The organism is Paenibacillus sp. P3E, from assembly GCF_001909045.1.
Classification (GTDB): Bacteria; Bacillota; Bacilli; order Paenibacillales; family Paenibacillaceae; genus Paenibacillus_AQ; species Paenibacillus_AQ helianthi.
The window spans coordinates 1-14091 of record NZ_LVWH01000209.1 but is presented as its reverse complement, the minus strand read 5'-3'; the positions used below and the strand labels follow the sequence as shown (position 1 = coordinate 14091).

11 protein-coding genes and 2 tRNA genes are annotated in these 14091 nt (G+C 50.1%); all 13 read left to right on the top strand.

Annotation, left to right across the window (positions count from 1 at the left end; all coding sequences use genetic code 11):
• The first annotated feature begins 304 nt into the window (after positions 1-304).
• A complete protein-coding gene (locus A3842_RS26190) occupies positions 305-715 on the top strand; it encodes a hypothetical protein (protein ID WP_074103272.1) in 411 nt (136 codons plus the stop codon).
• Between the two features lie 841 nt (positions 716-1556).
• Positions 1557-2117: a bifunctional pyr operon transcriptional regulator/uracil phosphoribosyltransferase PyrR gene (gene pyrR / locus A3842_RS26180; protein ID WP_074085749.1), complete on the top strand. Its 561-nt coding sequence runs from the start codon at positions 1557-1559 to the stop codon at positions 2115-2117.
• 2 nt (positions 2118-2119) lie between these two features.
• Complete coding sequence (locus tag A3842_RS26175) at positions 2120-3028, top strand: aspartate carbamoyltransferase catalytic subunit (RefSeq protein ID WP_074103270.1); 909 nt, start codon at positions 2120-2122, stop codon at positions 3026-3028.
• Between the two features lie 103 nt (positions 3029-3131).
• Positions 3132-4412 (top strand): dihydroorotase, encoded by a 1281-nt coding sequence (locus A3842_RS26170; RefSeq protein WP_074103269.1) that lies wholly within the window; start codon positions 3132-3134, stop codon positions 4410-4412.
• Between the two features lie 136 nt (positions 4413-4548).
• Entirely contained in the window at positions 4549-5727 is a 1179-nt protein-coding gene (gene carA / locus A3842_RS26165) for a glutamine-hydrolyzing carbamoyl-phosphate synthase small subunit (protein WP_074103268.1), read from the top strand.
• A 1-nt stretch (position 5728) separates the two neighbouring features.
• Positions 5729-8950, top strand: coding sequence for a carbamoyl-phosphate synthase large subunit (carB, locus tag A3842_RS26160; RefSeq protein WP_074103267.1), 3222 nt, complete (start codon positions 5729-5731; stop codon positions 8948-8950).
• Between the two features lie 235 nt (positions 8951-9185).
• Entirely contained in the window at positions 9186-9902 is a 717-nt protein-coding gene (gene pyrF, locus A3842_RS26155; RefSeq protein WP_074103317.1) for an orotidine-5'-phosphate decarboxylase, read from the top strand.
• Positions 9899-10540, top strand: coding sequence for an orotate phosphoribosyltransferase (gene pyrE / locus A3842_RS26150; RefSeq protein WP_074085628.1), 642 nt, complete (start codon positions 9899-9901; stop codon positions 10538-10540). The genes pyrF and pyrE overlap by 4 nt, the downstream gene beginning before the upstream one ends.
• A 296-nt stretch (positions 10541-10836) precedes the next feature.
• Positions 10837-12333, top strand: a complete 1497-nt coding sequence (locus A3842_RS26145) for an ABC transporter substrate-binding protein (RefSeq protein ID WP_074103266.1) — start codon at positions 10837-10839, stop codon at positions 12331-12333.
• Positions 12334-12453: 120 nt separating this feature from the next.
• On the top strand, positions 12454-12618 hold the full coding sequence (locus tag A3842_RS32720) for a hypothetical protein (protein ID WP_019909365.1): 165 nt from the start codon (positions 12454-12456) through the stop codon (positions 12616-12618).
• Positions 12619-12701: 83 nt separating this feature from the next.
• Positions 12702-12778: transfer RNA gene (locus A3842_RS26140), tRNA-Met, on the top strand.
• 46 nt (positions 12779-12824) lie between these two features.
• Positions 12825-12898: transfer RNA gene (locus A3842_RS26135), tRNA-Ile, on the top strand.
• Between the two features lie 998 nt (positions 12899-13896).
• Positions 13897-14091, top strand: a 195-nt coding sequence (locus tag A3842_RS26125) for a transposase (RefSeq protein ID WP_143186382.1), incomplete at its 3' end; no start/stop codon positions are given.

Here is a 14091-nt window from a genome sequence, read left to right as displayed (position 1 = left end):
TTTTTATTTCATGTTGTATGTTTTCCAATTATGGGGAACTGAACTCGTAAATAGGTTGTGGAAAATATGTTAAAATGGATAATTATTGAATGATTAATCATACTGTTGTCCCGGGGAATGGTCCAACTTCAGGCCGGACAGACCTGCATTTGGTAGGCTTTCCAATAGAGGCCGATGGTTTGGCGCGCGCGACTGAGCAGATCACCGATCTCTTCAAACGTATGTCCTTCAAAAGGAAACCAACTTTAAACTTCGACTCACGCTTTATTGATTCTAGGCTAACAAAAAAAGGGAGGGTTATTACATGAAAAAACTTTTTTTCGTTACGTTAATTAGCTTATTATTTCTGATCGCTTGTTCTTCTCAACAAAAGTATTCTTCCGCAAATGAAGCCATAAAGTCCCTAGAAAAGAACATTACACAAATTAAATCACCTGGAGACAAGAATCTTGATGGTATTCAACCTGTTAGCTATAAACTGAATAACGAGGAAATCATAAGGGTTTACGATTTTGGGTCGGAGGAAAAACAAGAAATTGGAAAAAAGTTCTTTGAAGAGAGCATTCAGCTTCTCAGTTCCCACGCACCAATTGTTTATCAATCTGGAAAGTATTTAGTTCTTTATTACAGCCATGTTGATTCAAAAACTCGAACACCCAAGCTAAACGAAACAAAGTACGGAGAGAAAATAGAAAAAGTGCTCAAAAGTATATAGCAATCTGTAGACCCTAATTGTTTCTCCAGGAATCGTGTCTCCCTTGATAAGGTGGTGATGGATAATGAGATTTCGCAACAACAGTAAGATGTTTCGAATAATAATTACACTTCTTTATCCCTTTACAATATTTTGGTTACTATGCTTAAGAGGCACACTAGATTCCTGGTTAATTCCTATAATTGTAACGATTCTTTTTTGCTTGCTCTGGGATAACTTGCGCCAATTAATTACATCAACAATATTAATGTGGGTTATAGCAGTACCTCTGTGGTGGTTACTTATTGAGCGCACAAAAGAAGGACAGGCTGCTATAATGTTCAGTAATTCATTGCCGTTTATAATACTAGCATTTATATTTATTGTTCTGATACCCGAGATTTTATTAGTTAGTATTAAAAATTCCTTTTTAAATAAATTTCTGTAGGAGCGGAGCGTCCGCCTTTAGGTTTGGATTTTAACCGCAGACAACGGAACAAAATCAAAAAATCTAAACCTAACAGCGGCCGGAAGTCCAAACATTCCCCGCAGTTGCGGCCGTCACCATAACAAACTGTCTTTTTTGTTCCTCCTCCTATTTGACACCCGCCGCAACATCTGTCATAATTTCTGTAGTTGAATATGCGCCTTTAATTCAGTCCCGTGAGGCTGGCAAGGTAACGTGAATCGAGGTTCGCGACATGTAGAGAGGAATCCGTATGTGTACGGAGGGTCTTTATATACGCGCGGACACGCCATCTTTTTGAATCTGCGGATTTCACTCCTTGCCTGCTTCGGGCAAGGAGTTTTTTGTTATCCGCGGAACTTGAACAGGCGATCAAGCAGGAGGATGGCAGGGATGATGGTTACTGAGAAAAATGTGATTATGGACGAAACGGCAATCCGCCGGGCGCTGTCGCGCATTGCCCATGAGATTTTGGAGAAGAACAAGGGTATTGAGAATTGCCTGCTGGTGGGAATCCGTACTCGCGGAGTGTATCTGGCGCAGCGGATTGCGGAGCGCATTAAGGAGATTGAAGGGATCGAGATTCCTTATGGCGAGCTGGACATCACGCATTACCGCGATGACCGGGAAGCCATGGACCGCACGGTGGTGAATAGCAATCTGACTTTCCCAGCCGGGTCCAACGGCATCCATGACAAGAAAGTGATATTGTTCGATGATGTTCTGTACACAGGCCGTACAATACGTGCTGCCATGGACGCACTGATGGATTGCGGACGGCCCCGGATGATCCAACTGGCGGTACTTGCAGACCGTGGACACCGTGAGCTTCCGATCCGGCCGGACTATATCGGCAAAAACGTACCTACCTCCAAACATGAGCAGATCGAAGTGGCGCTGACCGAGTTCGATGGCAAGGATGAGGTTTACATTATTTCCAACCGGGAGGAACGATAACAATGATGACCGCAACCAAGGTGAAGGAACGCAGTTTGCTGGGGATTAAGGAGCTGGACCGTACGGAGATTATGCAGCTTTTGAACAGAACAGCGTACTGGGACAATCAAGCCGAGAAGCTGACACCAGTGCTGAGGTCACATTTTGTAGCCAATATGTTTTTTGAGAACAGCACGCGAACCCGGTTTTCCTTCGAAATGGCTGAGAAGCGCCTGGGCGTTCAGGTGCTCAACTTCACGGCTGCGGCTTCCAGTGTTGAAAAAGGCGAATCCATCTATGACACCGTACGCACGCTGGAGTCGATGGGGATTGATGCGGGAGTTGTACGCTTGAAGCCCGCAGGGGTGCTGCAGCAGCTGGCAGAAAAAGTGTCGGTCCCACTGATCAATGCGGGGGATGGCAATAACGAGCATCCGACACAGGCACTGCTGGATATGTACACCATGAGCAAGAATTTTGGAGAGTTAAAGGGCCTTAAAGTTTCAATTATCGGGGATATTATGCATAGCCGGGTGGCCCGCTCAAATCTATGGGGACTGACGAAGATGGGCGCCAAGGTGCAGTTCTGTGCACCGGATAACATGAAGGCTCCCGAGCTTGCGGAGTTCGCGCCTTATGTAACCATGGAAGAAGCACTGAAAGCAGATGTGGTCATGATGCTGCGTGTACAGCTGGAACGCCATGCTTCGGGTATCCTGCTATCGGCGGAGGAATACCGGAAACAGTTCGGACTTACGGAAGAGCGCGCTGCGAAGCTGGACAAGAGTAGCATCATCATGCACCCTGCACCGGTGAACCGGAACGTTGAAATTGACGATGCCGTCGTGGAGAGCGACAAGTCGCGTATTTTCCCTCAGATGGCAAATGGTGTGCCTGTACGCATGGCAGTGATGGAAAGAGCAATGCTCTAAAAAACCTAACATAATCTCATTAATAAATATACACAAAGATGAATTTTTATTATATAATAATCACAGAGCTCGAGGCCGATCGCCTGCGGGTAGAAGGAGAATCATAACCGTGATCATCAAGAACGCCAGTGTACTGAATGAGGAAGGCGTGCTAGAGCGCAAACATATCGTAGTGCAGGATGGAATCATCTCAGCGATCAAGAACGACAACGAAGCCGTGGACGAAGCCGGGGAAATCATAGAAGCGGAAGGCAAGCTGCTGATTCCAGGGCTGATCGATATGCATGTGCATCTGCGGGAGCCGGGTTTTGAGCATAAGGAAACTATTGAGTCGGGGGCACGTTCGGCTGCCAAGGGCGGTTTTACCACCATTGCTTGTATGCCGAATACCCGGCCTGTAACGGATAGTCCTGAAGTTGTGAAGTTCGTGAAGGATAAAGCGGATGAAGCCGGACTGGTGAAGGTGCTGCCTTATGCAGCGATTACGAAAAATGAGCTTGGGCGCGAACTGACTGATTTTGCCGCCTTGAAAGAGGCTGGGGCGATTGGGTTCACGGATGACGGTGTAGGCGTTCAGAACGCCCAGATGATGAAGGATGCGATGAAAATGGCGGCAGGGCTGGATATGCCGGTCATTGCCCACTGTGAGGATAATTCGCTGGTGGAAGGCTGTGCGGTAGCTGAAGGCACTTTTGCCGATAAGCACGGTTTGAAAGGAATTCCGAATGAATCGGAGGCCATTCACGTCGGACGTGATATCCTGCTCGCTGAAGCAACAGGAGTACACTACCATGTCTGCCATGTCAGTACAGAACAATCTGTCCGGCTCATCCGCCAGGCCAAAGAAATTGGCATTAAGGTAACTGCAGAGGTATGCCCGCATCATCTGCTGCTCTCGGAAGAGGATATTCCGGGCATGGATGCCAATTGGAAAATGAACCCGCCGCTGCGCTCGCGCCGTGATGTGGAAGCCTGCATCGCTGGTCTGCTGGACGGTACGCTGGATATCATCGTCACCGACCATGCGCCGCACAGCGAAGAAGAAAAGGCTAAAGGCATGCAGCTTGCGCCTTTCGGCATCGTCGGCTTTGAGACAGCGTTCCCGCTGCTTTATACGGCTTTTGTAGCCACCGGCAAATGGGACCTGTCGCTTCTGGTACAGCGTATGACGGCTGATCCGGCCCGGGTATTCCGGCTGAATACAGGCAGTCTGACGGTGGGTTTGCCAGCGGATTTGACACTGATTGATCTTACGGAAGAAAAAGAAGTGAATCCCGCTTCGTTTGCCAGCAAAGGTCGCAATACTCCTTTTGCCGGATGGAAGCTTAAAGGCTGGCCGGTTAAGACATGGGTAAACGGCGCAGCCGTATGGACTGAAGAATAACGGACGGACTGGTAGAGCGAAGCTGCCGGCTGTATGGGGGCAGGATTTAACATACGGCGGATTTTCGCGCGCTTGCTCCGGAAATCCAGGCAAGATACAAGAACCAGACTACAGAAACAAGAAGGAGTGGAAGGAAATGCAGGCGAGATTGCTGCTTCAGGACGGAACGCTGTTCACAGGTACCGCATTTGGTGCGGAAGGTGAAAAGACGGGCGAGGTTGTTTTTAACACAGGGATTACAGGTTATCAGGAGGTTCTGTCAGACCCTTCCTACTGCGGCCAGATCGTGACTATGACTTATCCGCTGATCGGAAACTACGGCATTACCCGCGATGATTTTGAATCTGTGCGTCCATTCGTACACGGCTTTGTTGTGCGCCGCCATGAGACAGTTCCCAGCAACTGGCGCGCTGAGTATAGTGTAGACGACTTGCTGAAGGAATATGACATTCCGGGAATCAGCGAAATCGATACACGGATGCTCACCCGCATTATCCGCCACTACGGTACCATGAAAGCGATTCTCACCACCTCTAATAAGCGCGTGGAAGAGCTGATGGAAATGATGGGCGGCACCACTATTGAAGAACTGCGTAACCAGGTGGCACGCACTTCTACCACTAAGACCTACAGCAGCCCTGGCAACAAGGAGCGGATTGTGCTTGTTGACTACGGTGCGAAGACCGGTATTCTGCGCGAGCTGAACAGCCGCGGCTGTGATGTGGTTGTAGTGCCGCATGATGTGACTGCCGATGAGATCCGCAGATTGAATCCGGACGGGATTCAGCTGTCCAACGGACCTGGGGACCCCAAAGATGTGCCTTACGCAGTCCAGACGATCTCCGAACTGCTCGGTGAATATCCAATCTTCGGGATCTGCCTGGGGCATCAATTGTTCGCACTGGCTTGCGGCGCGGATACAGAGAAGCTTAAATTCGGCCACCGCGGCGGTAACCATCCGGTCAAAGAGCTCGAAAGCGGACGCTGTTTCATCACCTCCCAGAACCATGGCTACACGGTAAATGAGGAATCCGTGCTGAAAACCGAGCTTGAAGTGACTCATATTAACAATAATGATAAGACCGTCGAGGGAGTCAAACATACCCGCTACCCCGCTTTTTCGGTGCAGTATCATCCGGAAGCGGCGCCGGGACCGCATGACAGCAGCTATTTGTTCGACCGTTTCCTCCAGATGATGGCCGATCACAAGGCACAGAGACCGGTAGGCTCGCGCCAGGCGCAGCTTGCAGCCAATGCCAGAATCACGGCACCGAACATTACACCGCAGCTTGAAGCCGTGAAAGGAGCTCTATAACATGCCAAAGAACGATAAGCTTAAAAAAATCCTCGTGATTGGCTCCGGCCCAATCGTCATCGGCCAGGCCGCTGAGTTCGACTATGCCGGAACCCAGGCCTGCCAGGCCCTCAAAGAAGAAGGCGTAGAGGTTGTACTGATCAACAGCAACCCGGCCACGATCATGACAGACACCAATATGGCTGACAAAGTATATATCGAGCCGATTACCCTTGAATTCGTTACCGCAATTATCCGGCAGGAGCGTCCGGATGGACTGCTGCCTACGCTTGGCGGACAGACCGGCCTGAATATGGCTGTAGAACTGGCACGCGCTGGCGTGCTGGAAACGGAGAACGTGAAGCTGCTGGGCACACAGCTCGAATCCATCGAGAAGGCGGAAGACCGCGACTTGTTCCGTGAACTGATGCGCGAGCTGGAGCAGCCGGTACCGGAAAGCTCTATTATTACCACTGTGGAAGAAGCCATGGACTTCGCAGCCGGCATCGGCTATCCGTTGATTGTTCGTCCAGCTTATACGCTGGGAGGAACTGGCGGCGGGATTTGTGACAACGAAGAAGAGCTGCGCGAGACCGTAAAGGCAGGGATCCGCTATAGCCCGATCGGCCAATGCCTGGTGGAGAAGAGCATCGCCGGTATGAAGGAAGTAGAGTATGAAGTGATGCGTGACGCGAATGACAACTGTATCGTGGTGTGCAACATGGAGAACTTTGATCCGGTTGGCGTGCATACAGGCGACAGTATCGTCGTAGCGCCAAGCCAGACCTTGTCCGACCGTGAGTACCAGATGCTGCGCAGCGCTTCGCTGAAGATCATCCGTGCACTGAACATCGAGGGCGGCTGCAACGTGCAGTTCGCGCTCGATCCGCAGAGCTACCAGTATTACGTGATTGAAGTGAACCCGCGTGTCAGCCGTTCCTCGGCGCTGGCGTCCAAAGCGACCGGTTACCCGATTGCCAAAATGGCAGCCAAAATCGCCCTAGGCTACACGCTCGATGAAATTGTCAATCCGGTTACCGGCCAGACCTATGCCTGCTTCGAGCCTACACTCGACTATATCGTGAGCAAAATTCCGCGCTGGCCGTTTGACAAGTTCATCTATGCCAACCGCAAACTGGGTACACAGATGAAGGCAACCGGCGAGGTGATGGCGATTGGCCGCACCTTTGAAGAGTCGATTCACAAGGCAATCCGTTCCCTGGAAATCGGTGTGCACCGTTTCCGCCTGCCGGGTGCTGAGCTGCTGGAGGATAGCGTGCTTCGCACAAGGCTCGCCAAACCGGATGATGAGCGTCTGTTCCTGATTGCTGAGGCCTTCCGCCGCGGTTATGGTTTGCAGGAGATTCAGGACATCACAAGTGTGGACTGGTGGTTCCTCTCCAAGATCGAGGGTCTCGTGAACTTTGAAGATGAGATCCGCAGCGAAGAAACACTGTCGCCGGAAATACTGTATCAGGCCAAGCGTAAAGGCTTCACGGACCGGGCCATTGCTGAGATCCGGGCGGAAGGACGTTCCGGTCTTGAACAGACCAAAGAGTCCGAAGTCCGTGTGATGCGTATTCAGCAAGGACTGGTTCCGGTATTCAAAATGGTCGATACCTGCGCTGCCGAATTTGAAGCCTCAACGCCATATTACTACTCGACTTACGAAACAGAAAATGAGGTTATTCATTCCGATAAGCAGAAGGTCATTGTGCTTGGTTCCGGTCCTATCCGGATCGGCCAGGGTATCGAATTCGATTACTCAACGGTACATGCGGTATGGGCGATTCAAAAAGCCGGCTACGAAGCTGTAATTATTAATAACAATCCAGAAACGGTATCTACGGATTTCAATACCTCGGACCGGCTGTATTTTGAGCCGCTGTTCTTTGAGGATGTTATGAACGTGATTGCACAGGAAAATCCAATCGGCGTTATTGTCCAGTTCGGAGGACAGACAGCGATCAACCTGGCAGCACCGCTGGCTGCGGCGGGTGTAAATATTCTGGGCACCAGCCTTGCGAGCATCGATGAAGCCGAGAACCGCAAAAAATTCGAAGCACTGCTGGCGCGTCTGGATATTGCACAACCGAAGGGCAAGACCGTTATCAACATTGATGAGGCTGTCGAAACTGCTCAATCGCTCGGTTATCCGGTCCTGGTTCGTCCTTCCTATGTACTGGGCGGCCGTGCAATGGAGATTGTCTACAACGATACAGAGCTGCTGAGCTATATGGTTGAAGCGGTGAAGGTCAACCCGGAGCATCCGGTGCTGATCGACCGTTACATGCTCGGCAAAGAGGTTGAGGTAGATGCCATCTGCGACGGTGAGACAGTAGTAATACCGGGGATTATGGAGCATGTAGAGCGCGCAGGTATTCACTCCGGCGACTCCATCGCCGTCTATCCGCCGCAGTATCTGGATGAAGGCCTGAAGCAGAAGATTGCAGAGATTACCATCAAGATCGCCAAAGAGCTGAAGACCATCGGGCTGGTAAACATCCAGTTCGTGATCTATCAAAATGAAGTGTATGTCATCGAGGTTAACCCGCGCTCCTCGCGTACAGTTCCTTTCCTCAGCAAGGTGACCGGCATTCCGATGGCCCATCTGGCTACCAAAATCATCCTCGGCGGCAAGCTGAAAGAGGACGGTTATGCAGAAGGCCTGTGGCCGGAGAGCGACTATGTTTCGGTAAAAGTACCAGTGTTCTCTTTTGCCAAACTGCGCAGAGTAGAGCCTACGCTCGGACCTGAAATGAAATCGACCGGAGAGGTTATGGGCCGCGACAAGTTATATGCCAAAGCTCTTTATAAAGGGCTGATCGGAGCGGGCATGAAGATTCCGGCAACCGGAGCCATCATCGTTACCGTAGCGGACAAAGACAAGGCAGAAGCGGTGGAATTGATGAAGGGCTTCCACGCCATGGGCTACAAAATCATTGCCACCGGCGGCACTGCGCTTGCGCTTGAACAAGCGGGCCTGAACGTGATGAATGTCAACAAGCTGGATGAAGGTGAACCGACTATCCTCGATCTGATCCGCGGCGGTCAAGCCAACTTCGTCTTCAATACCCTGACCAAGGGCAAAACGCCGGAGCGCGACGGCTTCCGCATCCGCCGTGAAGCAGTAGAGAACGGTGTTGTATGTATGACATCGCTCGATACGGTAACGGCGCTCCTGAGAATGCTCCAGACAATCAACTTCTCATCGCAGTCGATGCCTGCTTTTGTCGGACAATAATCTATGAATGAACAAGGCAGCCTTTCGGGGCGGGCTACAGGGACGGTTTGCGTTAGCGCAGACCGTTCCGCTGCGCCCGGGGATAAATCCTAGTAAAGTGGAGGCTGCTGCTGAGATTAATTAGCTCAAGGGCAAGGAGCGATAGACGATGACCAAAGGAGAGGATCGACAAGTGGATCAGACGGTTACACAGCACGGGCATGAGAATATCGGACAAGTGGAGAAGCGGGAGGAAATGGCGGGCCGCCTCATGGTTGCCCTCGATTATCCGGATGTCGCGCAAGCGAAGCTTTTGATCGAGAAGCTGGAAGGCATTCCGTGTTATATGAAGGTGGGCATGCAGCTGTTTTATGCGGCGGGGCCGGACTTCATCAGAGAGCTGAAGGCACACGGCTATTCCGTATTCCTGGATGTCAAAATGCATGATATCCCGAATACAGTCCGTGGTGGAGCAGAGAGCCTGACCATGCTGGGGGTAGATATGTTCAACGTGCATGCAGCCGGGGGGACGGCAATGATGGCTGCTGCGCTCGAAGGCGCGGCGAAGGCGGCCAGCCTGCATCCATCGCTGCATATTCCACTTATTATCGCAGTAACACAGCTTACGAGTACCAGCCAGGAGATCATGAACACTGAGATCGGCATCTCAGGTACGGTAACCGATACCGTTGTACGATATGCCAAGCTTGCAGCAGAAGCGGGCTTGCACGGCGTGGTGGCCTCACCGCAGGAAGCAGCGGTAATCTCCGCTGCCTGCGGACCGGAGTTCCGCACAGTAACGCCGGGAATTCGTCCTGCAGGGTCATCTATGGATGACCAGTCCCGTGTGATGACACCTGGGCAAGCCATCCTTCAGGGAAGCCATTTCCTGGTAGTCGGACGCCCGATTACGGCTTCGGCAGACCCGCGTCAGGCCGCACTTAACATTATTGAGGAGATGAGCCAAGCATGAGCCCATTATTGAATAAAAGTGAACAAGTTGCCCGTTACCTGCTGAAGATCGGCGCGGTGGCGCTGCGTCCGCAGGACCCTTTTACCTGGACCTCCGGGATTAAATCACCGATCTATTGTGACAATCGTCTGACGCTGTCCTTCCCTGAAGTCCGGGGCTACATCGCCGATGCCTTTGTAGAGACGATTGCCAGCACTTACCCTGATGCCGAAGTGATTGCAGGTACGGCTACCGCTGGGATTCCACATGCTGCCTGGGTAGCAGACAAGCTTAACTTGCCGATGGCTTATATCCGTGACAAGGCCAAAGGGCACGGCAAGCAGAACCAGATCGAAGGGCTGATCACCCCGGGTCAAAAAGTCATCGTGATCGAGGATCTGATCTCCACTGGCGGCAGCTCCATCAAGGCCGCTCAAGCCGTTCAGGAAGCGGGAGGCATTCCGCTGGTTGTACTGGCCATTTTTAGCTATGAGCTGGATCGTGCTACCGAAGCATTCGCCGCAGCGGGTGTGCCACTACAGACCCTGTCCAACTACACCACCCTGATTGATGTGGCCCTGGCACAGGGAACCATTGCCGATACGGATGTGGAGCTGCTGCAATCGTGGCGCAAGGATCCGGCGTCTTTTGGCGTGTAAGATCTGAAATCATAAAGAGCTCTCTTCAAGTCCTCACCTGACGGTGGGGATTTTTTTGGAAATATAAGAATTTATATGTTTCACGCTATAAATTATCCTTATATTTTTGGAGAAACGAATGCCGCCTCTTTCAGAGGACGGCGAAGCCGTTTCTTTTTACATTCTATGAAGAAATCGTAGTGCATCTTTAAACTGCCTGTAACTTCCCCGCACGCATAACTCTATATAATGCTATATAGGAAAGGTTCATTTCCGTTAAGGGAGAGAACGAATTTCGCCCAGGAGGGGATTTGCACATGAATAGTAAGGGAATCAGTACGGCAGCCAAACGCGGGCTGTTACTTGGCATCTGTACGGCACTCGCGCTGCCGCTGACATCAGCAGGAGGGATTGCCGCCGCCGAGGGTTCTAAGGTCTCTGAAGGGCAGCGGGTGCTGCGTATCGGAAACTTATGGAGCGGGGAGGACGACAATTATTTCCGCCAGCAGTTTACCGATCTCTATGAGCTGACGCATCCTGAGGTTAAGCTGGAAATTGTCCCGGCCATTGATACAGAGAAGCTCCGCTTCAGTACCTCAAATCCTCTGACAAGTCCGGATAATCTGGACGATATGCGGGCTATCATGGGCGGTGCTAAGCCGGTGGATGTGGTTATCGGCGATAATACGCTGCTTAAGAGACTGGCCGACTACAATTTGGTGGACCCGCTGCAGCCGCTGATTGATCGTGACCATTACGACCTCAGCAATATGGCCCCCACTGTTCTGGACGGCATACGGGAGCTCGGCAAAGGGGAACTGTATGCATTGACGCCTACCTTTTCTTCAAGTGCACTTTATTACAACAAAAAGATATTCGATGCTGCCGGAGTGGCCTACCCTGAGAACGGGATGACCTGGGAAAAACTGATCTCGGTCGCGGCAAAAGTTACCAAAGTATCCAAACAGGACAAAGGTCGTGTCTTCGGGTTGGCCTTTAACCGTTACTTAAGTGATCCTTTCTGGGATATGCAGAATTACCTTTCTCCGCTGCAGCTCGCGATGTACGATAATAAAGGCGGAAAAATGACCGTGAACACTCCTGTCTGGAGCAAGGCTTGGACCGACTACAGCAGTCTGATAAAGAAACAGATCATTCCGGGAGCGAATGTGATTAATTACTTGGAAGAGGATGTTCCTTTAGCTGGTGACCTGTTTCTGACAGGCAAAACTGCCATGGCAGTTGGGGAATACAATTATATCAACGAGCTTATGGTAGCCAACAGGAATGCATCCCTCATTAAAAATTTCAAGCCTGTAGACTGGGGTATCGTTTCAGTACCTACTTTTGCAGAAAAGCCAGGAGTAGCTATGGGAACAACGCTTGGCAGCTTGATGGCGATCAATACCCTCGCACAGAATAAAGAGGATGCTTGGGATCTGATCCAATTCGTCAACAGCAATGAGGTTGCCAAAATTAAAGCCCATAACCGTTACGAGCTGACCGCACGCAAAGATTATAATGGATTCCCGGAAAAGGCGCTGGATCTTACCCCATTCTTCATCCAGAAGCCTCTACCGGCGAGTGACCCGGTCATGGACAGTCTGAAGGCGCGTCTTCCAGGAATAACCCAGATTAATGATGCCGGGCAGATACTATTCACCGAGGTGTATCAAGGCAAACGAACGGTTGCCAGTGCGCTTCTAGCTTGGGAGAAACAGGGTAATTTCATGCTGAAGGCACTGCAGAAAGACCCTGATCAATATTTTGATCTTCAGAATGGCTGGCCTGATAAAAGTGTAACGAAAAAATAAACATATCCAAAAATTACGCAACCGCCGCCGGAAACCGGCGGCTTATTTTTTGGGAAATGGGCATGATATCTTTAGAAACAAGAGAGACCTTAATTTTGCGGAGAAGGAGAAGAAGGTATCATGAATTGGATATACTTCGCGAAGCTGTTCCGGACAAGATTTCAAGCCGGATGTCTGGCCAAAAGGCTCGAACAGGACGGCTGGATTTATGGCTATCATGACCCGCGTTTTGTGGAAATATACCGTTCACGCAAGGGCCGTTATGGGGTTCGTTTTCTTCCTTGAGCTTATTAACCAAAATCATCCTTGACTTTTGACCCGGATATGATGTATATTATCTATTGTCGCTGTTTGAATATGTTTACTGACGCGGGGTGGAGCAGCCCGGTAGCTCGTCGGGCTCATAACCCGAAGGCCGCAGGTTCAAATCCTGCCCCCGCAACCAATTTTATTTTCTCAGACAGCCATTGTATATACGGAATCCTAGATCCGGGCCCTTAGCTCAGTTGGTTAGAGCGGTCGGCTCATAACCGATTGGTCACAGGTTCGAGTCCTGTAGGGCCCACTTCTCAAAACCCCTTGCCTAGCAAGGGGTTTTTGCTATATGTAGGCTCGACGGAGCGTATGCGGGAGTAGGGAAAGGCCATATTTTTGAGCTTGCTAACGGATTTGCTAACGGAGACTTTTATTCAACAGGTTCAAGCTGCTTTTCTGCGAATTTATTGAGTTCAACTTCAATTCTGTCAACGGCTTCTTCCTGCATAATGGGCAGGAGGTGAGAGTAACGCTCGTTGAACATAGCAGGAGTCATGCCCCCTTCAGAAAGGGACTCCTTTTATCCATTTTGTTTCCGCTCAATGCTATCCTACAAAAAATGGATCACTAAAACCTAATTAAGTAGCGGCCATCAATTGATAGAGGAGGTTAATGTTGAAAATAATTTCTTTTCTTATAAATTTATTGCTATTTTCGATAATTCCGGTATTAGGGAGGATAACCTGTAAATTTTTAATAGTAGTTGCACTTAGTACAGGAGAGGGGTTTGGTGATAATAATTCTTATGATCTATATACATCCTTGCTGTATTTATTACTTATTCTAGGCATTTTATATTTGATTATTCTCTGGTTCAGGAAGCAAAAACAGCGCCTCTTATATAAAGCAAGTATAATAGTTTTTTTTATATCCATAATTTACACATTTGTAAATCTCTAAATGCTATGTTGGGATTTCAAGGGGGAACTGCAAACGGGGGTGTCCCATAAGCCATGAAATGGCTACTTGGGACATCCCTTGTTTTTGGAGTCGGACAAACGTTGTGCTCCGTGAGGACGCTCCGCGAACGGACCGTTGTTCCAATCGCTCTTGTGTCCAGATTTTTTTTATTCCCCTTAGCGGTGAAAATCCGGACACAAAGGCGAACGCTATCGCTTTTCCACAATCGTTCCGTCCTCTCCGCTGTTTAAGCGGGAAACATACTACAATATTTATAAAAACGCAAAAAAGAAACCACTCTTTTGGTAAAATGGAGGTGCGACCAACCATTTCAAAGGAGGGTTTCTTTTGTACATTCAATATACCATGGACCCACTTTGCTTGCCAATGGATTTAGAAGAAGATATCCCACCAAATCACCTCGTTCGTGTCGTGAACGCCGCCGTAAATCGACTCGACGACGCCCTCTTTGACGCGGCCTACCCTGGCGGTGGCCGCGACAGCTACCATCCTAAAATGCTGACCAAAGTCATTATCTATGCC